Raw genomic sequence first — 20,856 nt, 5'->3', positions numbered from 1 at the left:
GCTCGCGTCAAGAGAGGGGTTTCGGGTGACCGCGTCGACCGTCGCCGGTCAGGGCGATGGAACCCTGGCCGATCAGGCCTATCGCTCCATCTCGGACCGTCTTGTGACCCTCCGGATCCGCCCCGGAGAGCCGATCAACGATGAGCGGATCGCCGCCGAACTCGGCTTCGGGCGCACTCCGGTCCGTGAGGCACTCAAGCGGCTGGAGCACGAGCGCCTCATCGTCGCCTACCCGCGGCGCGGAACCTTCGCCACCGAGGTGCAGATCGCCGATCTCGGACACATCTCGGAAGTCCGTGAGCAACTCGAGCCCCTCGCCGCGGGCTTGGCCGCCCGACGCGCCGGCCGAGCCGATCGCGGTGACCTCGAGCGGTTGCTGGTGCGGCTGGCGAAGGTGTCCGGGGGCGGCACGGAACTGATCCGGCTCGATATGGCCGTGCACCGCGCCATCTACGCCGCGACCCGGAATCCCTACCTCGAGGACACCCTGATCAGGTACGACAACCTGGCCACGCGGATCTGGTGCCTGTTCCTCGACCGGCTGCCGGGCCTGGCGGGCCATGTGCACGAGCACGGGCCTCTGCTGCGCGCCGTCATCGACGGCGATGCGGAGAAGGCCGCCACTCTCGCCGCCGGACACGTGGAAGGGTTCGAGGCGGCGATCCGCGGCGTCATCTGACCCACGACCCGGTCGAAGGGGGCGTGCTCGCCGGTGCCCTTCGCCGTGCGGCCGGTGAGTCCGCCGTGTCAGGGTGCCGCGCCCCGGGGTTCCCCCCCCGGGCGCATGCGGGGCCGGCCCGCCAAAGTGGTCCACAGGTACGGGGCGACGTCGTCCTCGGGGAGCTGGGCGATCATGTAGCGGACGCAGCGCTCGATCTTCACCCGCCACAGACGGGCCGCCTCGTTCCCGTCCGCGTCGCACAACGCGTCGTGGACGGCCCCGTCCTCGTTACTCGTCTCGATCCACCGCGCGTTGCGCGACGGCGACCTCGACCGCGCGCGAGCCGAATGGGCGCGGATCTACCCGCTGATGGACGCCATCATGGCCGCCCCGTTCATTCCGGCGGTCAAGGCCGCCCTGACCGCGGCCGGGTTCCCCGTCGGAGAGCCCCGTGCGCCGCTCCTCGGCCTCGACGCCGCCACCACCGCCAGGATCTCCGCCCTGGTCGAGGAGGTGCCGCGGCTGTCGGCCGCACGCTGAGCCATGCGATTCCTCGGCGAACACGACGTCCGCACCGTGTTCGCCACGGCATCGGCCGCGGTGCCGACTGGCCGGCCATCACACGACCACACCCAAGGAGCCACTGCTCATGACCACTGCCACCGGCCTCACCACGGCCACCGCACGACGCGCAGCCGACGCATCGGCTCTGATCACCGAAGCCGACCTTCCCCCGGCTGGGCACTTCATCGACGGGGCCTTCGTCGAGGGATCGACCGGGCCCGTCATCGACGTGGTCGACCCGTGCACGGAAAACGTCATCGCCCGGATTCCCGAGGGCACCGCCGAGGACATCGACCGCGCGGTCGGCGCCGCTGTGGCGGCCAAGGCCGGGTGGGCCCGGCGGGTCCCCAAGGAGCGCTCCGAGCTACTGCACGCCATCGCCGATCGGGTGGCCGAGCACAGCCGGCTTCTGAGCAGGCTGGAGTCGGCGAACACCGGCAAGCCGCTCGCGGTCTCGCGGGACGACGTCGACATGGCCGTCGACACCTTCCGCTTCATGGCCGGTGCGGTGCGCGCGACCACCTCCATGGCCGCCGGCGACTACGTCGAGAACCATCTGTCGCTCATCCTGCGGGAACCGCTCGGCGTGACCGGTGTGGTCACCCCGTGGAACTACCCGCTGCTCATGGCGGTCTGGAAGATCGCACCCATCCTCGCCGCGGGCAACACCGTGGTTCTCAAGCCGTCCGAGCAGACCCCGCTGACCACTTTGAAGTTCGCCGAGCTCGTCGCCGGTCTCCTGCCGCGCGGTGTGGTGAACGTGGTGAACGGCTACGGCGGCGTCGTCGGGACCCGGCTCGCCGAACACCCGGACGTGAACATGATCGCCCTGACCGGTTCGGTCGGCAGCGGTCGCGCCGTCGCCCGGGCCGCCGCCGACAGCCTCAAGCGGGTGCACCTCGAACTCGGCGGCAAGGCCCCCGTCGTGATTTTCCGGGACGCCGACCTCGCGGCAGCCGCGTCGTCCCTGCGCGTCGCGGGCTTCTGGAACTCGGGCCAGGAGTGCGGGGCGGCCTGCCGCGTCCTCGTCCACGAATCCGTCGCCGGGCGATTCATCGAGCGACTCGTCCGCGAGGCGGGGGAGTTGCTCGTCGGTGAGCCACTGGCCGGCGAGGATGTCGAGGTCGGCCCCATGGTCTCGAAAGCACACTTCGACCGTGTCAGCGGGTACTTGGAGCGCGCGAAGGAGGAGGGCGTCCAGGTGGCGACGGGAGGCGTGGCCCTCGACGGGCCCGGCTACTTCATCGCCCCGACCGTGCTGACCGACGTCCCCGAAGGGGCCGAAGTCGCCCGCGAGGAGATCTTCGGCCCGGTGATCACGGTCGAGACCTTCGCCGACGAGGAGGAAGCGGTACGGCGCGCCAACGACGTCCCACTCGGTCTCTCGGCATCGGTGTGGACCGAGAACGCCCGCCGCGGCCACGACATCGCCGCCCGCCTCGACTTCGGCACCGTCTGGGTCAACTCCCACCTCGTGCTGGCCGGTGAGGTCCCCTGGGGCGGTTTCAAGGGGTCCGGTTACGGCCGCGACCTGTCGATCTACGCGCTGGACGACTACTCGCGCACCAAGCACGTCATGCACAACCACGGGCGCTGACCCCGTACTCGCGCGGAGGTGCGGAGCGACCGTCAACGGCCTCCTGCCGAGTCCGTTCGTGTGATGGCCGTCGCGGTGAACACGCCGTCGGCACGGGTCATGGCCAGCGCTCCAGCACCCCAGACCGTGCCACCGTGGCCCCAGAAGGTGCCTTGACCGGTGGCTTCCGTCGGGTGCAGGCCGAGGCCGTAGTCGATCGTCTTTCCCTCTTGGGAGACGACCGGGACGGTGCGTTGCATCTGTGCCGGCGACGGCGGGCCGACGATCTCGCCGGCCAGCAGCTTGCCGCGCAACGCTGTCGGTGGGCGTTCGCTCCCGTTCGGCCATGTCGACGCGTGGCGTGGTATGCCGTACCGGCTCTGCGGGGAGCTGTGTGAAACGCACCGCGCCTGGGGGCGCTGGCGGTGGGACCGTATTCAGCGGACGGGATCCGGGCCCGCTGCCGTCACCCCATGCGGGCGTAATGTATCTATATGGGTGATGTTCGGTGCCAATGGTGCGATGCATCGCTCCCGGATCAGGCCGGCCGCAACCGGCGTTATTGCAGCCCGGCTCACCGACAGGCGGCCTGGCGGGCGCGGCATCGATGGTCGGCGGCGGCCCAGACGCGGCAGGCGATGGTGCTCGCGGGTGTGGACCTGCTGGCCCGAGTTCAGGCGGTGGCGCGGCAGACGGGTGATCCGGCCCCGGAGCGGGAGGCCGCGGTGGGCTGTCACTGTGACGCGGTGGCGGAGGTCCCCGGGCTGGCCGAGCGGTTGGTGCGGTACGCGGTGCTCGCCGATCGGCAGGCCGGAGCCGGCTGGGCACGGATCGGCGCAGCCCTGGGGACCAGTGGCGAGGCGGCCAGGCGCCGCTTCGGGCATGTGCGGGATCTCTCGGGGGAGGAGCGGGGGCCGCGCGGTGACGCCACGTCCGCTGTCTGCTCCGGTACGGAGTTCCTGGATACGTTCCTGCGTCAGGCGGTACGGGAAACAGGTGCGTCCGCGGGCATGGTGTACCTGCTGTCGCCGTGCGGGCAGGTGCTGCGGCTGGCCACCATGACCGGGGTGCCGCCGAAGATCACCGCACTGTGGGAACGGCTGCTGCTTCCGGCTTCGGGTCCGGTGGCGGACGCGTTGCGTGAACGGCGCCTGGTGTGGCTCGCCAGCCAGGCGGCGCTGGTGCGCCGCTACCCGAGGGCAGCGCTGGTATTGCCCTACCCCGTGGCGCTGGCCGCCGCACCGGTCACCTCCGGTACCACTGTTCGGGGCGGACTGGTGCTGCTGTGGCCCGAACCGCGCCCATCGCACCTGAGCGCGCAGGAGCGCGCGGTGATCCGCTCCACCTGCGACCGTACGGGTGCGTTCCTCCAGCATGCCGCCGAGGACGGACACCCGATATCACCCGAGGAGCCGCACATGGCGGCCCCACCGCGGGCCCGGACCGGCGCGCGGACCGCGGTGGACTTCGGCGACCGCCCCGCGGAGGGCTGTTGTGTGCTGGACGCGGAGGGCCGGATCGCCTTCATCAGCGCCACCGCCGCCGACCTGGTCGGTGGCGGCGTCCCGGAGCTGCTCGGTGCACCGCTGTGGGAGGCACTGCCATGGCTGGACGACCCGGTCTTCGAAGACCGCTACCGGGCCGCGGTGCTCGGCCGCCGACCCACGTCCTTCACCGCCCTGCGCCCACCGGACCGGTGGCTGTCCTTCCAGCTCCGTCCGGACGCCTCCGGCGTCAGCGTGCGCGTTTCCCCCACCGAGCGCACCACCCCGGTGGACCACCCGGGGCCGGGGCGCGGAGCGGACACCGCCACACCGGCGCGGGCCGGCACGCTGTACGACCTGATGCATGTGGCCGGTGCGCTCACCAAGGCCGTCAGCGTGCGGGACGTGGTCGAGCTGACCGCCGACCTGGTCCTGCCGGCCTTCGGCGCCCAGGGCTTCGTCCTGTCCGTCGCCGAGGGCGACCGGTTGCGTGTCGTCGGCCACCGTGGCTACCCGGCCAAGGTCATCAGCGCCCTCGACCTCCCTCCCTTCCGGGACGAGTCGGCCCCTACCGTGCGCGCGGTGACCATGGGAGTACCCCTCTTTTTCGCCTCCCGCCGCGAGATGGCACAGCTCGCCCCCGAGATCCCACGGCTGACCAAGAGAGCGGCCTGGGCCTTCCTGCCGCTGCTGGCCTCCAGCCGACCGGTCGGCTGCTGCGTGGTCTCCTACGACCAGCCCCACGACTTCACCCCCGACGAACGCGCCGTTCTGACCTCTCTCGCCGGACTGATCGCCCAGGCCCTCGATCGCGCCCGCCTCTACGACGCCGAGCACCAGCTCGCCCGTGGTTTGCAGAGCGGCCTGCTCCCCGCCACCCTCCCCACCGTGCCCGGACTGGAGGTGGCGGCCCGCTATCTGCCCACGGCTTGCGGCATGGACATCGGCGGGGACTTCTACGACCTCATCCGCTGCGACGCCACCACCGTCGCCGCGGCCATCGGCGACGTCCAAGGCCACAGTGTGAACGCCGCCGTCCTCATGGGACAGGTCCGCACCGCCGTCCACGCCACCGCCGGCGCGCCTCCCGGCGAAGTCCTGGCCCGCACCAACCGCCTGCTCACCGACCTCGACCCCGGGCTGTTCACCAGCTGCCTCTACGCCCATATCGACCTGGCACACCACCTTGCCCACCTGGCCACCGCCGGTCATCTGCCCCCACTCCTGCGCCATCCCGACGGGCACACCGAGGTCCTCCATCTGCCACCCGGCCTCCTGCTGGGCATCGATCCCGACGCCGACTACCCGGCCACCGAGATCCCCCTGCCGCCCGGCGCCGTGCTGGCCCTCTACACCGACGGCCTCGTCGAAAGTCCCGACGTCGACCTCGACGACGCGACCGCCAACCTCGCCGACCAGCTCGCACAGGCCCAGGGCCAGCCCATGGCCACCCTCGCCGACACCCTCATCCACCACGACCCGCACACCGATCCCCGCAGCGATGACATCGCCCTGCTCCTGCTCCACTCACAACCGGATTGCGGATGACATAGCCTCCGCGCCCAGTGCTGTGACCGGGAAGGTCCGCCGGTCGCCGATCCCGTGGCCGGGCGGGTACCTGCCCGGCGTGCCACGCGTCGGAAGGAGCACACCATGCCGACCAGCGATGCCCTTGCCGAATACCGGCGCAGGCGGGACGTCGGGAAGTCAGCGGAGCCGAAGGGCGGCACGAGCCGTGGTGGACACCGAGGTCATCAGCCATCGTTCGTCGTGCAGATCCATGACGCGACGACCCTGCACTTCGACTTTCGCCTTCGGCGGCCGAAGCGGAATCCCGTCGGCGCCGCTGAGCCGCTCCCTCCCGGACCGGCTCCGAGCGGACGTGTGGCCCGTGCCCGGGGGCTGGGACGTTCGTCGCCCAGGACGCATCGCGCGATGCGGCCCAGCGATGTCTTCGCAGGTCACTCCGTGGCTTCTCCGCCGTGCTCGGTCTCGCGCGCCGGGCGTTCGTGGTCCTCGATCCGCTTCAGCGGGCGTACCGCCGGTCCCTGGAGGACACTGCCGTCGACGGCGAACCGTGAGCCGTGGCAGGGGCACTCCCAGGTCCGCTCGGCGTCGTTGAACCGCACCAGGCAGCCCAGATGGGTGCAGCGGGCGGACAGCGAACGCAACCGGCCCTTCTCGTCACGGTGGACGGCCCGCTGTCGTCCACCGAGGCGGACGACCGCCCCGCCGCCGGGCGGGATGTCCCGTTCCGCGTCGGCGCCGTCGCCGGACAGCCGGTCGCCGATGAAGTGGCGCGCGGCCGTGGCCTGGACGCGCAGCAGCGCGGGCGCCTCGCGCACCGGATTCAGCCGTCGCGGATCGTACAGGCCCTCCCAGGGCAGGGGCCGTCCGGTGAGTCGCGCGGCCAGCAGCCTGCCGGCGAGTACGCCACCGGTCATGCCCCACCCGGCGAACCCCGTGGCCACGAAGGCGTGGCGGGAGGCGGGGTGCAGCGGGCCCACATAGGGCACGTGGTCGGTGGTCCAGTTGTCCTGTGCCGCCCAGCGGAAGGCGGGTTCGGCGTCGGGGAAGCGGTCCCGCGTCCAGCCCATCAGCCGCTCATAGCGCCGCTCGACATCACCGACGCCGGGGGTGAACTTCTCCCCGGTGACGATGAGCAACCGCTGCCCCTGCCCGTACGGCGCGGTGCGCACCGAGCGGGTGCCGTCCTCGGGCGTGAGGTACATACCGCGCGGGGCGCGGTCGGAGGGGAGCACCGCGGCGACGACCAGCTCACGCCGCACTTCCAGCCGGGGGAAGAGCAGGGCCCGGTCGAAGACCGGGTAGGCCGTGGCGACCACCACGTCCCGGGCGCGCAATCGCGCTCCGCGGTCGGTGGTGAGACGACACGGATGGCCTTCGGCGAGGCTCACCACCCGCGAGCCCTCGAAGACCAGACCTCCCCGCGCGATCAGGTCCGCCACCAGCGCCAGCAGGTACTTCCGGGGGTGGAACTGCGCCTGGCCCGCCACCTCGACCGCCCCCGCGACGGGGAAGGGCAGATCGGTGGCGGTGGTGAACGCGGCGTCCAGCCCAGCCTCCGCGGCGGCCCCTGCCTCGGCCCGCACCTTCGCCAGGGCCTCCTCTCCCTCGGCGTAGGTGGCGGCGGGCGCCTCCTCCAGATCGCAGTCGATCCCCAGCTCGGCGGTCACCTCCCGTACCCGGTCGATGGCATCGGTCTGCGAGCGGGCGTAGCGCCGGGCCGCCTCCTCACCCCGCGCCGCCCGGATGTCCTGGTACGCGAGCCCTTGGAGGGCCGAGAGCTTGGCCGTGGTGTGGCCGGTGGCCCCGGCGGCCAGCCGGTCCGCCTCCACCAGCGCCACCCGGCGTCCGGCGCGCGCCAGCTCCCAAGCCGTGCAGATGCCCGCGATGCCCCCGCCCACCACGGCGACCTCGACATCGGGAGCGGTGCCCTCCCAGCCCGGCTCCAGGGCCGGGTAGGAGGCTCCCGGCGCTGATGACATCCAGTACGACGAGGGCGCGTACCCGGTGGGAAGACTCGTCATCGTCGGCTCCTCTCCCGATCCGCTTCCCGGCCGCGATCCCCTCCCGAGTGCCCCGATACCGATCGGCTACCGCGCTGAAGGGCGGGAGGCGGCGTGGCGGCCGTCGAGTCACCGGCTTCCACCACCGGCCGACCGGTTCCGCCCTGTCCCGCTACGAGCGCCGGGGCGGCACCGGCCTGCCGCTCGCAGCGGGGCAGGGCTAAGGGATGGGGCGCAGGGCGAGGAGGGCGATGTCATCGGTGCCGTCGGTGACCAGTCCGCCGACCAGCTCGTCGCAGAAGACGTCGAGGGGCGCGCGGGCCAGCGCCGCGGTGTGCTGGCGGAGCCGGGTCTGGCCGTGGGAGAGGGATTCTCCATGGCGCTCGATCAAGCCGTCGGTGAACAGCAACAGGGTGGAGTGGGCCGGTAGCGGATCGCGGCCGGTCGGACGCGGCAACTCGGGGTGCATGCCGAGCAGGAGCCCCCCTCCGCCGCCTTCGAGATACCGGGTGTCGCCCTCGCGGGTGGTCAGCAGGGGCGGCAGGTGTCCGGCCGAAGCGTGCTCCAACCACCAGGGGCCTTGCTCCTCTCCCTTGATCAGGGCGTAGATGCAGGTGGCTGTGGCGTTCTGGTACAGCGTGTGATTGGCCATGTCCAGTCGGCGCAGAACGTCACCCGGGGGCTCCTGACGGTCGACGGCGATACCGCGCAGCATATGGCGCAGGGCGCTCATCGCGACGGCCGCTTGCAGGTCATGGCCGGTGACGTCCCCGATCACCAGCACGGTGTCGCCCTCGGGGAGGACGAAGCAGTCGTACCAGTCGCCGCCGACCTGTGCGGTGGTGCGCGAGGGAGCGTAGCGGGCGGCCATCTGGAGGTGGCCGATCTCCGGGAGCGCGGGCAGCAGGGCGCGCTGGAAACGTTCGGCGATGTGCTGGGTCTCCTGATGGAGCCGTGCGTTGTCCACCTGGATCGCCAGGCCACGGACCAGGTCTTCGACCAGGGGGACGTCTTCTTCCGTGAACGGATGGCACGGATCGGTGCGGGAGACGGTCAGGGCGCCGAGAACCTCCCGGCGGGCCCGCAACGGGGAGACGATCGCGCTACGCGCCTCCAATTGATGGAACAGCTCCAGCTGGCGGGCGTGGAGCGGGTCGATGGCCTGGCTCGGCGGGGGAATGTCGGTGAGCAGCAGCGGCCCGGCGCCCCGCAGCACCCGTGGCAGCGGGCCCACGGCGTCCTCCGGCACCGGCGGGAGCCGGCCTTCGTATCTTCCCGGAGGCAGCACCTCGGGGGTACGGTGCACGACGCTCACACGGTCCAGACGGCCCGGCTCGCGGAGCAGGTCCACCACGCACCAGTCGCCCAGCCGCCTGGTCAGGATCCGGCACACCCGCCGCAATCCCTCGGACAGGTCCAGCGTGCTGGCCAGCGCGGCCCACGCCTCTGTCAGCAGAGCCAGCCGCTCCATCCGCGTCGTGTCGGCTTTGCGCTCCTTCACCCTTTCATCTTGCCGTGTCCCGGCCGTGAAGGCCCCGGCACCGCCGGGTGCCCATGGCCGCTGTGATGATTCGTGCGGATCCGCGCACATCACGGAAGGCGCCCGTGAGCGCGGCGGCGAACCTTGTCAAGATTTGTGGGCGGGCGCCGCACCGACCCAGCGGTGATAGGCGTCTACGTCGACGTTGCAGCACTGTAGCGCCGAAGGCGCCTATGACGTTCCTCGGACCACGTCCGGTGCTCGCACCACATCGCACACGCGCACAACGGCCCCTCGCGGGTACTCGCCACTGATGGTGTTCAAGACCCCTCCAGGTGTGTACGCGCCGCAGGACGACACATGGCTGCTGGCCGACGCCCTGCTGCGGGAGAACATCGGGGCCGATACGGCGGTTCTCGACGTGGGGACGGGCAGCGGGGCCCTGGCCCTCGCCGCGGCCGGGCGAGGTGCGGCCCAGGTGACCGCCGTCGATGTCTCACCGCTCGCCGTGGGCGCCACCTGGCTGCGGGCCCGTCTCAAAGGGCTCCCGGTGCGTGTCCTCCAGGGCGATCTGCTGACACCGGTCGCCGACCGCAGGTTCGATCTCATCGTCACCAACCCGCCCTATGTGCCGATGGCGGAGCGACGGCTCCGGCGGGGCCGCGGTGTGGCCTGGCAGGCCGGTGCCGACGGGCGGGCGCTGCTCGATCGGATCTGCCGCGACGCGCCACCGCTGCTGCGCCCCGGCGGTGCGCTGCTCCTGGTCCATTCGGGGCTGTGCGGCGCGGATCGTACGGTGGAGCAGTTGACGGGGGCCGGGCTGCGGGCGGCGGTGACCGACCGTCGCACGATCCCCTTCGGGCCGGTGCTGCGCGGGCAGACGCCGTGGCTGGAGTCCCATGGGCTGATCGCCCCGGGCGAGACGAAGGAAGAGCTGGTGGTGATCCGTGCCGAACGACGAACATGATCGCGCGGTGAGGGTGCGGCTGGGAACCGTCGGCCCGATGCTGATCGAGGGACCGGTCGAGATCACCCTCCCCGATGGCGGCGTGGTCCGCTCCGACCGCTTCATGGTGGCCGTGTGCCAGTGCGGCCGCAGCGCCCGCTACCCGTGGTGCGACACCAGCCACCGCCGCGTACCACCGAGGTCACGGCGCGGATCGGGCTCGGCGTAGAAGAAGCGCGGCATGGCGTAGCAGAACGGCGGTACGGCGTATCGGGACCCGGTACGCGAGGCCCGGGACCCGGGTCGGCCGAGGCACGCTCGGCCTCGGCGCGACCGGGGTCAGGTGGTGGCCAGCAACAGGTCTTCCCCGCTCGACGGACGGAGGCCATCGGCGCGACCGGCGAAGTAGCGCTCGGCGTGCGAAGCGCCGGACACATGGCGGACGTCCTTGAAGCCCGCTTCGCGGGCCAGCGCCAGCATGTCCTGCGGGGTGTAGAAGCTGATGAACGGTGTTCCGGCCGCTTGCGCGCCTTCCTTGCTCTTTCGGAGTCCGGGGCGATCGGCGTCGTCGAGGAGTTCGGCCGGCAGCAGGAAGGTCATGGCGAGCGTCGAGCCGGGTGCGAGCCCCGCGATCTGGCGCAGGGTGGCCGCGGTGGCGTCCTCGGTGAGGTACATGGTGACCCCGGTGGAGACGATGACCGCCGGTCGGGCGGGGTCGAATCCGGCGGCGGTCAGCCGCTCCAGCCAGGACTCGCTCGCCTCGAAGTCGACCGGCACCAGGTGCAGCCACTCGGGGATGCCGTAGCCGAGTTCGACCAGGCGCTGGCGCTTCCATGCCTGGGGGCCGGGCTGGTCGACCTCGAAGAGCCGCAGCCGGGAGGCGATCTCCGGCTTGCGCTGGGCGAAGGTGTCCATACCGGCTCCCAGGATGACGTACTGGGTGACGCCGCGGTCGGCCTGCTCGGCGACCAGGTCCTCGATGAAACGTGCACGGGCGACCACGGCCGCCCGGAACCCACGGGTGGCGTCCGGGTCCATGTCGGGGCGGCCGCGCCAGTCGTCGTCGGGCGCCGCCAGCCGCAGTCCGATCTCGTCCTGGAGCACATGTGGCGGCGGGTCGACCTGGACGTGCATCGTCCGCCAGAGGGCGACTCGCACGGCGGTGCTGTCCGGTGTGCTGGTCTGCTCGTCCGCCATGCTGGTCCCTCTCGTCGCGGTCAATTCCTCACGGGGCCGCATCCGCCGCCGGCTTCATTGAACCGTACGATTTCCTCGATCGTCCGCTGGAGCTTCAGCTCATCAGGGTCGGATACGATCGCCTGCCCCACGCGGCCGTACGGACCGACCGGCGCGTCGGGCGACGAAGCATATTGGATCTCATCGAAACGGAAGTTGCGCTCTGGGAAGTTGCGCTCGAAGTCCTCCTGGGTCACATTGCCGACTTTCGGACGGCGTAGAAGGATGTACCCATAGAAGCGTTCGGGGGCACCGCCGTCCAGTGGCCGGGGCACCTCTTCCCCGAGCGCCAGGCTGATTTCGACGTCAAAGAGATCGACGCCGAATGTCAGCTTGTTGACCTGAGGGGAGAGGGCGCCCGGGAGACGGATGGCGCACTCGCCGAAGGTGAGTCCCGAGTCTTCCGTGAACGCTTCCAGATGGAATACGCAATCAGGGGCGTCGAGGCTTGCGAGTGCCTGTCCGGCGAGCGTCTCCGCCTGCTGGAACAGCACTTCATACCGCCTTCTGTCCAATATGTGGGCGGCCAGGACGCCGCCCTGTACGGCACTCAGCGGTGAAATATGGTTGCGGCTCATGGATGACCATTGCAGCTCGCCGTTCTTCCAGATGCCGTCCATATAGACTTCCGAGGCGTCTATGAAGGACTCGGCGACGACCTCGACATCCGACAGCCCTGTGAACAGCTTCAAGGCTCGTTCATGGTCTTCCGGAGACCGGACGATGTTCGTACGAAGAGCGCCGGCTCCGGTGGCCGGCTTGACCACGAAGACATCCCCCCAGCTCGTCGGCGAGATCCGTGAACGACGTACCCCTGGGTACGTATCGGCAGCGCGCTCGCTTGACGTGAGGCGGCAGCTTGCTCTTCTGTAGACACTTGTCCCGGAAGTGGAGAGTGGTCTTTGAATCCGTATTGCCGGGAAGGTTCAGCTGCTGCCGCAGATAGGCGGCCCCGAATACGCCCATTTCATGAACGGTCAGCACTCCCGCTATATCGTCGAGGCGCGCGGAAAGCACCGCTCGCAGGATTTCCTGGGCGTTCTCCATGTCCGTGACACACCTGAAGCCCCGGCCCTTCGGTGTGCGCACCGGCGGCTGCACGATATAGAAGGGATCCAGGCCCCGGCGCTCCAGTGCCTCGTCCAGCCCGTCCCGGTATCCGATGAGGATCATCGTTGGCATTCTTTTATCCCCCGATTGCGGTCGGCCAAAACCTTGAAGCGGTAATGTGCCATACCGCCACCCGACGCCAATACGGTGGCATCCTTCCACAGGAATAGAGAGTTGCGGCCTGTGATGTGGGTCACGGCAAAATCTTTGCGATGTCAGCGGCATGGATTGCCCGTCCCTTTTTCGCTCCTCGGTGAATGGCCGCGACCGGGCCGCCGTGTGCCCGGTCGGTGGCGGCGATCGGTCGCGTGGCCCACCGGCCCGGCATGCGCGCCGCGACGTCATCACGGCAAGGGTGACGCCCGGCGTATACGATTCGTGGCGATCAATCCGGTATGCGGTTATTTGTGGAGTGGTGTCATGGAGGGCATTGCCGATATGGGCGGCACCCCGGGATGGGGTGCCGTTCATCCACCGAGACATGATGAGCCGGTCTTCGACGAGCCCTGGCAGGGCCGTGCCTTCGCGCTGGCGATTCTCTCCGGCCGCGTCGCGTGCGGCGGTGCCAATACGGATGCCTTCCGGCACGCGCTGGAGCGTCTGGACCGGGCGGCCTACCTGGACGACGGCTACTTCGGGCGCTGGCTCAACGGCGGGGAGCTGATGCTCACCGACAGCGCCATCCTGGCGCCCGGTGCGATCGACGCCCGCGCCCGCAATCTGCGGGGGGAACACGTGGCGGAGCCGCCGATCCCCGAGCCCGCGGTACCCGACTACACGCCCACCGCCGAGGGATCCCTGCGTTCCATGGACACCGCGCCGGCCTTCACCGTCGGCCGTCGCGTACGGGCCAGGGCCATGTCGGTGCCCGGGCACACCCGGCTGCCGGGCTACGTACGGGGGCACACCGGAATTGTGGAGGCCGTGCGGCCCGCTTCCGTGCTGCCGGACACCAACGCCCACTTCCAGGGCGAGAACCCGCAACACGTCTACTCCGTGCGATTCGCCTCGCGCGAGCTGTGGGGCGCCGACGCCGAACCCTTGCGCTCACCGTTGAGCTGTTCGAGAGCTACCTGGAGACCACCCCATGACCACCACCGCTGGCGGCCCCGAGGAGACCCTTCCCGTGGCCCTGCGCACCGAGGCGCTCGAGCAACTGCTCACCGAACGCGGCCTGATCGACCCGAAGGTGCTGGATAAGATCATCACCACCTACGAGACGAACGTGGGCCCGCTCAACGGGGCCAAGGTCGTCGCCAGGGCCTGGACCGACCCGGAGTACCGGCGTCTCGGCGGCCTCCGCCAGGGGCTCCTTGCGGCGCCCGCAGATCACGACACGCGCGCCGCCCGCGGCCAGGTCCAGTGCGGTGGCCCGGCCGATGCCGGTGCCCCCGCCGGTCACCAGCGCGACCTTGCCGGTGTGGACATCCGGGCGTAGCCCGCTGATCGGCGGCACGGGTTGGTCAGTGCGCACAGAGCCTCCTCGATCTGTGTGCCAGGGATGGGTGAGCCACATGTTTGACTGATGCGTCAGTTAGCCCTCCGGGCGAGACCGACGTCGAGAGGTCGCAGCAAGAAAGTTCCAGCAGCGGACGGGAGTTCACCATGGTCACGGGACTTGCTGAGGAGCTGACGCTTCAGTCAGAATGACCGACCGGACGCTGAGTGCCGACGCGGACGGGGGAGCCGGAACCGACAACCACGGGGAGACGATGTGACCACAGGGACCAAGGCGGAGCCCAGGAGCGATGAGGATCGCAGGGCACGGATCCTCGACGCCACGTGGCAGCTGATCGCCGAGCGGGGCTTCCACGCCGTGCGCATCTCCGACGTCGCCAAGGTCTGCGGCACCAGCACCGGCACGGTGCACTACTACTTCCCCGGCAAGAACGACGTACTGGCAGAAGCCCTCAAGTACTGCGTCGACCGGGCCTTCGCCCGCCAGTCCACCCAGCTGCGCGCCGTCCACAACGCACATGAACGGCTGCTGAAGCTGATCGACATGCAGCTGCCGCGGGTCGGCCAGGTCCGTGACGAGTGGTCCATCTGGCTCCAGTACTGGGCCGAGGCCACCATCCGCCCCGAGTTCCGCCCGGCCCACAATGAGTACTACGCACGCTGGCAGGAGACCGTCCGCCGGATCGTCCAGCGCGGCCAGCGGCAGGGAATCTTCCGCGCGGACGCCGATCCGCACGTTGTCGCGCTGCGGCTGACCTCACTCACCGACGGCGCGGCGATCCAGGTGCTGACGGGAGTGCCCGGTATGACCATCGGCACCATGCGCGAGCTCCTGGTGGATTTCGTCCACCAGGAGCTCGTGGCGGGTGCACGCTGAGTTCCTGACTTCCCCACCGGAGATGATGCGGCGATGTCCCTTCCGAGCCTCCTCGCGGTTTTCGCCCACCCGGACGACGAGTCCCTGTCGGCGGGCGGTGTGCTCGCCCGCCACGCGGCCGACGGAGCGCGAACCGCGGTCGTCACGGCGACCTGGGCGGAGGACACCCGGCGCGCCGCGGAGCTGGCCGACGCGCTCCGCATCCTCGGCGCGGGCGAGCCGCGGATGCTCGGCTACGCCGACGCCCGGGTGCCACAGTCGGCCCCGGGCAGTGTCCGGTTCCGCGACGCGCCGCTCGATGAGTCGGTGCGTCGGCTGGTCACGCACATCCGCGAAGTGCGCCCGGAGATCGTTGTAACCCATGACGCCTACGGCGGGCTGACCGGCCATCCCGACCATGTCCACACCCACCGGGTAACCACGCTCGCGGTCGAGGCGGCCGGGCTGGACCACCTCTACCCGGACGCCGGCATCCCCTGGCGGCCGAGCGCCCTTTACCTGGCCACGCACCCGCACTCCGCCGCACAAGCGCTGGGCGCACGTCTGGTCCGGGAGAACGGGGCGATGTACAGCGTCCCCGACGAGTGGGTCACGGCGACGGTCGATGTGCGTCCCTGGCTCGAGCGGAAGATCAGCGCTGTATTCGCCCATCGCACCGAAGTGGAGCGGGGAGCGCTGCCGGGCCGGCTTGCGGGGCTCCCGCCGGCCGACCGGGAGAGGCTGATGTCCACCGAGTGGTACATCCGCCGCGACCTCGTCCCCACGGCTGCGACCCAAACCCAGCTGACCCCTTGAACCGTGCGGGCGCGGAGTGTGTACGACCGCGATTCCATGGCGCTTTTGCTGGTCTGCGTTCTCACACCGCGTTGATCAGGTCGTGGGTGAGGTGGTGCAGGCGCAGTGCGTCGGCCTGGTTGAATGCCGGGCCTTTCAAGGGCAGTCGGCGTGTGGTGCGGTAGGCGCTGAAGCGTTCGCGCGGCGGTTCGTCCAGGAGGCGGGCCATCGGGGTGACGGCCTTTGCCGCCGGAGTGGCGAGCAGGGTGAAGGACGCCTTGGTGAGGGTGCGGAGCGGTTGCGGGAGGTGGTCGGGCATGCCGGTCGACACCATGCCCGGGTTGTAGCCGACGTAGCGGATCGGGGTGTCGGCGTGCAGTGCGGCGAAGGCCACGCCGAGCAGGTCGTTGGCGCGGAAGGACTGCAACGTGGCCTTGAAGCCGCTGTAGCGGCACGTCAGTTGGGGATCGTCCCAGTGGATCCGGCCCAACGGGATACCGGGGGTCGCCACGTTCATGATGACCGGCTGTGGCGCGGATTCCAGTGCCGTGCGCAGGCCGTGGCCGAGGACGTAGCGGCTCAAGTACGCGAGGGCGAAGCTGTGCTCGAACCCCTCGCGGGTGACGGTACGGGAGCCGAAGAGCCGGTATCGCTGGGCGCACAGGATGAGTTTGTCCACCGAGGGGCAGGCGCTCTCCACCGTGGCGACCAGGCCCCTGGTCGCCGCGACCGACGTCAGATCGGCCTGCAGGAAGACCGCGCGGCCGGCGGCCGAGATGGTCGCCGCCTGGGCCAGAAGTGCCTCGCCCTTGGCGGGCGTGCTGCCCACGGCGAGCACGCGCGCTCCTCGGCGCAGGTAGTGCAGTGCGAGCCCTTTTCCGAGCCCGTCGGTTCCTCCGGTGATGACCACAGTCTGCATCCCTGGCCCTTTCCAGAACCACGATCCGGATATCTGGTATCCGCTTCTTCGGGGACAGGACCGTAGCATGAAACGGATATGCTGTATCCGGTTATGGGTCGGTCGCGTCATCGGAAAGGCAGTCCATGGGCGGACAGAGGGAAGGCGGGGAACCTGCCGCGGCGGGGGCGCGTCCGCTGAGGCGGGATGCCGAACTCAATCGTCAGCGCATCCTCCGGGCCGGGCGCGAGGTCTTCGCCGCACGCGGACTTCAGGCCACGCTCAACGATGTCGCGCACCATGCCGGGCTCGGAGTCGGCACCGTCTACCGGAAATTCCCCGACAAGCGGGCGCTCGCTGAGGCCGTCTTCACCGAAGAGCTGGACGAGATCGCGGCGATGGCGCGAAAGGCCCTGGCCGAGGACGACGGCTTCGCGGCTCTTGCCGGCTTCCTCGAGAGAGCCCTGGGGCTGGCCGCGCACAACCGTGGGCTGCGCGAGTTGATGCGCCGTGGCGCGGTCGAGGGCACCGGCCTCGCTCGGGCGCGGCGGCAGGTCGCATCCCACTGCGAGGCTCTGGTGGCACGGGCCCGCGCCCAAGGCGCATTGCGGGACGGGGTCACCGAGACCGATATCGCGCCGATCGCCGCAATGATCGACGCCGTCATGGCTCTGCCGGGCGAACGCCCCTCCGGGCTGTGGCGACGCTATCTGGCGATCATTCTCGACGGGCTCCGCGCCCAGCCGTGCCAGACTCCGCTGCCCAGCCCTGGCCGGACATGAAGTGGCCCTCACCGACGGGGGATGCGGTGAGGGCCACTCATAGTGTGGCACGACATAGGTGCGGAATCGCACCTTCCGAGCAACACAGTCGCATATATCTACAACCGGAACTCGACGGCCCGCACGAGCGCGGCGGTCCGGCCGTCGTGACGGCCGTCGTGGCTGCCGTCGTGACGGCCTTCGTCGGCGGCCGGGATCAGGGGGGCGACGGCTCGGATCAGGAGGAGGAGCTTCGCGCCATCGCGGCGGGGTCGGCGATGCGGTCGAAATCCTCCGCGCTGACAAAACCCGAGGCCAGCGCGGCCTCGCGCAGCGTGGTGCCCTCCTCGTCGGCCTTGTGCGCGATGGTCGAGGCTCTGTCGTAGCCGATGGCCGGGGAGAGCGCGGTGACCAGCATCAGGGACCGGTTGACGTAATCGTCGATCTGGTCGCGGTTGAGCTCGGCGCCCTCGATGCAGTACTCGCGCAGCTTGTCGCAGGCGTCGGCGAGGATGGTGGCCGCGTGCAGGAAGTTGTTGATGATGACCGGGCGCATGGCGTTGAGCTCGAAGTTGCCCTGTGAACCGGCGAAGGCGATCGCCTGGTCCTCGGACAGCACCTGTATGCAGACCATGACCATGGCCTCGCACTGGGTCGGGTTGACCTTGCCCGGCATGATCGAGGATCCCGGCTCGTTCGCCGGGAGGTCCAGTTCGCCCAGGCCGCAGCGGGGTCCCGAGGCCAGCCACCGGATGTCATTGGCGATCTTCATCAGCGGCACGGCGAGGGCCCGCAGCCCGGCCGAGGCGTCGACCATGGCGTCCAGACCGCCTTGGGCCGCGAACTTGTTGTCGGCGGTGGTGAACGGATAACCGGTCGCCGCGGCGATCTCGGCGGCGATCCGCTCGCCGTACTCCGGTGGCGCGTTCAGCCCCGTGCCGACCGCCGTACCGCCCGCGGCGAGCTCATGCAGCCCTTCCGCGCACCGGGCCACCCGGCCGGCTCCCTGGGCCAGTTGGTGGGTGTAGCCGGACCACTGCTGTCCGACCGTGAGCGGGACCGCGTCCTCCAGATGGGTGCGGCCGATCTTCACCACGTCGTGCCACTGGTCCACCTTGGCCTCGATCGCCCGTCGAAGCCCCCGCACGCTGGGCAGCAGATGTTCGTGGACCGTCTGGACCGCGGCGATGTGCATGGCGGTGGGGAAGGTGTCGTTCGAGGACTGCCCCATATTGACGTGGTCGTTGGGGTGGACGGGCGTCTTGCTGCCCAACTCGCCGCCGACCAGCTGGATCGCGCGGTTGCTGATCACCTCGTTGGTGTTCATGTTGGACTGCGTCCCGGACCCGGTCTGCCATACGTACAGCGGGAAGTGATCGTCCAGCTTGCCCGCGATGACCTCGTCGGCCACCTTCCCGATCAGCTCCGCCTTCCAGGCCGGCAGCCGCCCGGCCCGCCCGTTGACGATCGCGGCGGCCCTCTTGACGTGGCCGTAGGCGTGGTAGACGGCCTTGGGCATCCGGTCGTCCCCGATGGAGAAGTGGATCAGGGACCGCTGTGTCTGCGCACCCCAGTACCGGTCCGCCGGGACGTCGATGGCGCCCATCGAGTCGGTCTCCCGGCGAGTGCCGGTTGCGTGCAGGCCGATGGGCAGGTCGAGGATCTCCGGGGCGCCGTCGCCCCCGCCCGAGGCGGGCTGCCGCGCGGTCATCACGCCGCTCCGCCGACGTAGACCGGCTCCCACATGGCCTGGTGGACGGCCTGGGCGGGATCGGCCGACGTGCTGGTGGCGACCCCCTCGCCGACCGCCGCCTTGACCACGGCGGCTGCGGTGACCTCCGAGGACTCCCGCAGGCTCGCCACCGGCGGCAGCAGGGAAGCGCCCGGTTGTGTGAGATCGACCTGGTCGGCCACCGCTTGAGCGGCCGCGAGCAGCATGGCCGCGGTCACCGTCGACGCTCCGGAGACGATCGTGCCCAGGCCCAGCCCGGGGTACAGCAGCGCGTTGTTGGCCTGTGCGATCCGGTACGTCACCCCGTCGTACTCCACGGGCGGGACGGGGATGCCGGTCGCTATCAGGGCCTTGCCCTTCGACCAGGCGATGATGTCGGCGGGCATGGCCTCGATGCGCGAGTTCGGGTTGGAGAGCGGGAAGACGATCGGGCGCTCGGTGCCCGCGGCCATGGCCTCGATCACCTGGCGGGTGAACGCCCCGTGCACGGTGGAGGTGCCCAGCAGGATCGTCGGCTCGACCTGGCGCACCGTCTCCAGCAGCGAGATCGCGCCGCCGTCGGCCGCCCAGCCGGCGACCTCCGCCGGGTCGCGCAGATAGGGCCGCTGGAAGTCCCGCAGATCGGGCATGCCACGGGTGAGCAGGCCCTGCCGGTCGATCAGCCAGACCTGTGCGGTGGCCTGCTGGGGGCTCGCCCCGTCGCGGATCATGGCATCGCGGAGCTGGTCGGCGATGCCCACCCCGGCGGTGCCCGCGCCGAAGACCACGAGTTTCTGGTCGCGCATCGGCACACCGCTGACCTTGACCGCCGACAGGGCCGCGGCCAGGGTGATCGCACCGGTGCCCTGCATATCGTCGTTGAAGATCCGGTAGGTGCCGCCGTACGTCTCCAGGATCCGCCGGGCGTTGCTGGGCCCGAAGTCCTCGAAGTGCAACAGGGCGCGCGGGAACATCGACGAGGCCGTCCGCAGATACTTCTCGATGAACGCGTCGTAGTCGGCGCCGCGGACCCGGCGGTGCCGGTTGCCCAGGTACAGCGGGTCCTTCAGCAGTGACTCACGGTCCGTTCCCACATCCAGTGACACGGCGATGACACGGTGTGGATCGATACCGGCCGCCGCGGTGTAGACGGCCAGTTTGCCGACCGAGATCTGGATCCCGCCGACGCCCCAGTCCCCGATGCCCAGGATCTGCTCGGCGTCGGTGCATACGATCAGGTCCACGTCCTCGGGCCCGAGCTGAAGCGTGGAGAAAGCCTTCTCCATGGCATCCGCCTGGTCGATGGAGAGGAAGACGCCTCGGGGACGGCGGTACTCATGGGAGTACTTCTCGATCGCCTCGCCCACCGTGGGGTCGTACACGATCGGCAACAGCTCCACGAGATGCTCGCCGAGTATTTTGTAGTACAGAGTCTCGTTGCGGTCGTGCAGTTGCTCCAGATACACGTTCTTCGCCAGGTCGCTGCCCTGAGCCTCCAACTGCTGATAGGCGCGCTGCGCCTGCTGCTCCAGCGTCAGTACCCGGGACGGCAGCCGCCCGGTCAGGCCCAACTCGTCCCGCTCCGGCTGCGTGAACGCCGCGCCATGGTTGAGGAGTGGATCCACCAGGGCGCCTGGAGTGGCGGGAGTCGGTGCGGTGCTGTTGGCCATGATGCTCTCCCCATGTGCGGATTCATGCGTGTGCCGCCCGGCGAGCCCGGACCGGAGGAGTCCGGGCCGAACGAGCCCGGACCAGGAGAGCCCGCGACGCTACCCCCACCGTGCGCACAT

18 protein-coding genes and 3 pseudogenes are annotated in these 20,856 nt (G+C 70.2%); 11 read left to right on the top strand and 10 right to left on the bottom strand.

What is annotated here, in order from left to right; all coding sequences use genetic code 11:
• Nucleotides 1–25 precede the first annotated feature (25 nt).
• The 3 genes from NQU54_RS03925 (at nucleotide 26) to NQU54_RS03915 (ending at nucleotide 2,822) form a co-directional block, all read left to right on the top strand.
• The gene (locus NQU54_RS03925) at nucleotides 26–679 is read left to right on the top strand and encodes a GntR family transcriptional regulator (RefSeq protein ID WP_147965088.1); all 654 of its coding nucleotides are present in this window, start codon (nucleotides 26–28) and stop codon (nucleotides 677–679) included.
• Between the two features lie 195 nt (nucleotides 680–874).
• Nucleotides 875–1,201, top strand: a complete 327-nt coding sequence (locus tag NQU54_RS03920) for a dihydrodipicolinate synthase family protein (protein ID WP_308408466.1) — start codon at nucleotides 875–877, stop codon at nucleotides 1,199–1,201.
• A 109-nt stretch (nucleotides 1,202–1,310) separates the two neighbouring features.
• The gene (locus NQU54_RS03915) at nucleotides 1,311–2,822 is read left to right on the top strand and encodes an aldehyde dehydrogenase family protein (protein WP_257629762.1); all 1,512 of its coding nucleotides are present in this window, start codon (nucleotides 1,311–1,313) and stop codon (nucleotides 2,820–2,822) included.
• A gap of 83 nt (nucleotides 2,823–2,905) precedes the next feature.
• Here NQU54_RS03915 and NQU54_RS03910 read toward each other — a convergent pair.
• Nucleotides 2,906–3,109, bottom strand: a pseudogene (locus tag NQU54_RS03910) (hydrolase); the annotation flags it as partial.
• A 330-nt stretch (nucleotides 3,110–3,439) separates the two neighbouring features.
• Here NQU54_RS03910 and NQU54_RS03905 point away from each other — a divergent pair.
• The gene (locus NQU54_RS03905) at nucleotides 3,440–5,833 is read left to right on the top strand and encodes a SpoIIE family protein phosphatase (protein WP_257629761.1); all 2,394 of its coding nucleotides are present in this window, start codon (nucleotides 3,440–3,442) and stop codon (nucleotides 5,831–5,833) included.
• Nucleotides 5,834–6,246: 413 nt separating this feature from the next.
• On the opposite strand, the gene NQU54_RS03895 is transcribed toward NQU54_RS03905, so the two are convergent.
• Together NQU54_RS03895 and NQU54_RS03890 are read right to left on the bottom strand one after the other, a co-directional pair.
• Nucleotides 6,247–7,836 (bottom strand): FAD-dependent oxidoreductase, encoded by a 1,590-nt coding sequence (locus tag NQU54_RS03895; RefSeq protein WP_257629760.1) that lies wholly within the window; start codon nucleotides 7,834–7,836, stop codon nucleotides 6,247–6,249.
• Nucleotides 7,837–8,035: 199 nt separating this feature from the next.
• A complete protein-coding gene (locus tag NQU54_RS03890; protein WP_308408463.1) occupies nucleotides 8,036–9,316 on the bottom strand; it encodes a PP2C family protein-serine/threonine phosphatase in 1,281 nt (426 codons plus the stop codon).
• 292 nt (nucleotides 9,317–9,608) lie between these two features.
• On the opposite strand from NQU54_RS03890, the gene NQU54_RS03885 reads away from it, so the two are divergent.
• Nucleotides 9,609–10,262, top strand: coding sequence for a HemK2/MTQ2 family protein methyltransferase (locus NQU54_RS03885; RefSeq protein ID WP_257629759.1), 654 nt, complete (start codon nucleotides 9,609–9,611; stop codon nucleotides 10,260–10,262).
• A 37-nt stretch (nucleotides 10,263–10,299) separates the two neighbouring features.
• Nucleotides 10,300–10,470 (top strand): CDGSH iron-sulfur domain-containing protein, encoded by a 171-nt coding sequence (locus NQU54_RS03880; RefSeq protein WP_208973310.1) that lies wholly within the window; start codon nucleotides 10,300–10,302, stop codon nucleotides 10,468–10,470.
• Nucleotides 10,471–10,580: 110 nt separating this feature from the next.
• Here NQU54_RS03880 and NQU54_RS03875 read toward each other — a convergent pair whose 3' ends face one another.
• Genes NQU54_RS03875 through NQU54_RS49095 form a run of 3 tightly spaced genes read right to left on the bottom strand, consistent with a single transcriptional unit; the run spans nucleotide 10,581 to nucleotide 12,650 of the window.
• Nucleotides 10,581–11,438: a class I SAM-dependent methyltransferase gene (locus NQU54_RS03875; RefSeq protein WP_257629758.1), complete on the bottom strand. Its 858-nt coding sequence runs from the start codon at nucleotides 11,436–11,438 to the stop codon at nucleotides 10,581–10,583.
• Between the two features lie 20 nt (nucleotides 11,439–11,458).
• Nucleotides 11,459–12,169, bottom strand: coding sequence for an ATP-grasp domain-containing protein (locus NQU54_RS49100; protein ID WP_306278322.1), 711 nt, complete (start codon nucleotides 12,167–12,169; stop codon nucleotides 11,459–11,461).
• A 7-nt stretch (nucleotides 12,170–12,176) separates the two neighbouring features.
• On the bottom strand, nucleotides 12,177–12,650 hold the full coding sequence (locus tag NQU54_RS49095) for an ATP-grasp domain-containing protein (RefSeq protein ID WP_306278321.1): 474 nt from the start codon (nucleotides 12,648–12,650) through the stop codon (nucleotides 12,177–12,179).
• 357 nt (nucleotides 12,651–13,007) lie between these two features.
• Here NQU54_RS49095 and nthB point away from each other — a divergent pair, with 357 nt between their 5' ends.
• Both nthB and NQU54_RS49950 read left to right on the top strand, forming a co-directional pair.
• Complete coding sequence (gene nthB / locus NQU54_RS03865; RefSeq protein WP_257629757.1) at nucleotides 13,008–13,787, top strand: nitrile hydratase subunit beta; 780 nt, start codon at nucleotides 13,008–13,010, stop codon at nucleotides 13,785–13,787.
• Nucleotides 13,762–13,815 (top strand): annotated as a pseudogene (locus tag NQU54_RS49950) (hypothetical protein); the annotation flags it as partial. The gene nthB and the pseudogene NQU54_RS49950, both read left to right, overlap by 26 nt.
• A gap of 120 nt (nucleotides 13,816–13,935) precedes the next feature.
• Here NQU54_RS49950 and NQU54_RS03860 read toward each other — a convergent pair.
• Nucleotides 13,936–14,103, bottom strand: a pseudogene (locus tag NQU54_RS03860) (hypothetical protein); the annotation flags it as partial.
• A 198-nt stretch (nucleotides 14,104–14,301) separates the two neighbouring features.
• Here NQU54_RS03860 and NQU54_RS03855 point away from each other — a divergent pair.
• A complete protein-coding gene (locus tag NQU54_RS03855; protein WP_257629756.1) occupies nucleotides 14,302–14,922 on the top strand; it encodes a TetR/AcrR family transcriptional regulator in 621 nt (206 codons plus the stop codon).
• 33 nt (nucleotides 14,923–14,955) lie between these two features.
• Entirely contained in the window at nucleotides 14,956–15,717 is a 762-nt protein-coding gene (locus NQU54_RS03850) for a PIG-L deacetylase family protein (RefSeq protein WP_257629755.1), read from the top strand.
• 61 nt (nucleotides 15,718–15,778) lie between these two features.
• On the opposite strand, the gene NQU54_RS03845 is transcribed toward NQU54_RS03850, so the two are convergent.
• On the bottom strand, nucleotides 15,779–16,615 hold the full coding sequence (locus tag NQU54_RS03845; RefSeq protein ID WP_257629754.1) for an SDR family NAD(P)-dependent oxidoreductase: 837 nt from the start codon (nucleotides 16,613–16,615) through the stop codon (nucleotides 15,779–15,781).
• 125 nt (nucleotides 16,616–16,740) lie between these two features.
• On the opposite strand from NQU54_RS03845, the gene NQU54_RS03840 reads away from it, so the two are divergent.
• Nucleotides 16,741–17,376, top strand: coding sequence for a TetR/AcrR family transcriptional regulator (locus NQU54_RS03840; protein WP_257629753.1), 636 nt, complete (start codon nucleotides 16,741–16,743; stop codon nucleotides 17,374–17,376).
• Nucleotides 17,377–17,593: 217 nt separating this feature from the next.
• On the opposite strand, the gene fumC is transcribed toward NQU54_RS03840, so the two are convergent.
• Nucleotides 17,594–19,066, bottom strand: a complete 1,473-nt coding sequence (gene fumC, locus NQU54_RS03835) for a class II fumarate hydratase (protein ID WP_257629752.1) — start codon at nucleotides 19,064–19,066, stop codon at nucleotides 17,594–17,596.
• Nucleotides 19,066–20,736, bottom strand: a complete 1,671-nt coding sequence (locus NQU54_RS03830) for an NAD-dependent malic enzyme (RefSeq protein WP_257629751.1) — start codon at nucleotides 20,734–20,736, stop codon at nucleotides 19,066–19,068. Before NQU54_RS03830 ends, fumC begins: the two co-directional genes overlap by 1 nt.
• Nucleotides 20,737–20,856: the final 120 nt, after the last annotated feature.

It is taken from the genome of Streptomyces malaysiensis subsp. samsunensis (assembly GCF_024519315.1).
Classification (GTDB): domain Bacteria; phylum Actinomycetota; class Actinomycetes; order Streptomycetales; family Streptomycetaceae; genus Streptomyces; species Streptomyces malaysiensis.
This window is presented reverse-complemented; position numbering and strand designations above follow the sequence as displayed.

Bases quoted from the DNA above. Each gene is read 5' to 3' on its own strand.
- NQU54_RS03830 (WP_257629751.1), bottom strand. From the start codon at position 20,736: ATGGCCAACAGCACCGCACCGACTCCCGCCACTCCAGGCGCCCTGGTG.
- NQU54_RS03905 (WP_257629761.1), top strand. From the start codon at position 3,440: ATGGTGCTCGCGGGTGTGGACCTGCTGGCCCGAGTTCAGGCGGTGGCG.
- nthB (WP_257629757.1), top strand. From the start codon at position 13,008: ATGGAGGGCATTGCCGATATGGGCGGCACCCCGGGATGGGGTGCCGTT.
- NQU54_RS03895 (WP_257629760.1), bottom strand. From the start codon at position 7,836: ATGACGAGTCTTCCCACCGGGTACGCGCCCTCGTCGTACTGGATGTCA.
- NQU54_RS03875 (WP_257629758.1), bottom strand. From the start codon at position 11,438: ATGGCGGACGAGCAGACCAGCACACCGGACAGCACCGCCGTGCGAGTC.
- NQU54_RS03840 (WP_257629753.1), top strand. From the start codon at position 16,741: ATGGGCGGACAGAGGGAAGGCGGGGAACCTGCCGCGGCGGGGGCGCGT.
- NQU54_RS49095 (WP_306278321.1), bottom strand. From the start codon at position 12,650: ATGATCCTCATCGGATACCGGGACGGGCTGGACGAGGCACTGGAGCGC.
- NQU54_RS03850 (WP_257629755.1), top strand. From the start codon at position 14,956: ATGTCCCTTCCGAGCCTCCTCGCGGTTTTCGCCCACCCGGACGACGAG.
- NQU54_RS03915 (WP_257629762.1), top strand. From the start codon at position 1,311: ATGACCACTGCCACCGGCCTCACCACGGCCACCGCACGACGCGCAGCC.
- NQU54_RS03880 (WP_208973310.1), top strand. From the start codon at position 10,300: ATGCTGATCGAGGGACCGGTCGAGATCACCCTCCCCGATGGCGGCGTG.
- NQU54_RS03885 (WP_257629759.1), top strand. From the start codon at position 9,609: ATGGTGTTCAAGACCCCTCCAGGTGTGTACGCGCCGCAGGACGACACA.
- NQU54_RS03845 (WP_257629754.1), bottom strand. From the start codon at position 16,615: ATGCAGACTGTGGTCATCACCGGAGGAACCGACGGGCTCGGAAAAGGG.
- fumC (WP_257629752.1), bottom strand. From the start codon at position 19,066: ATGACCGCGCGGCAGCCCGCCTCGGGCGGGGGCGACGGCGCCCCGGAG.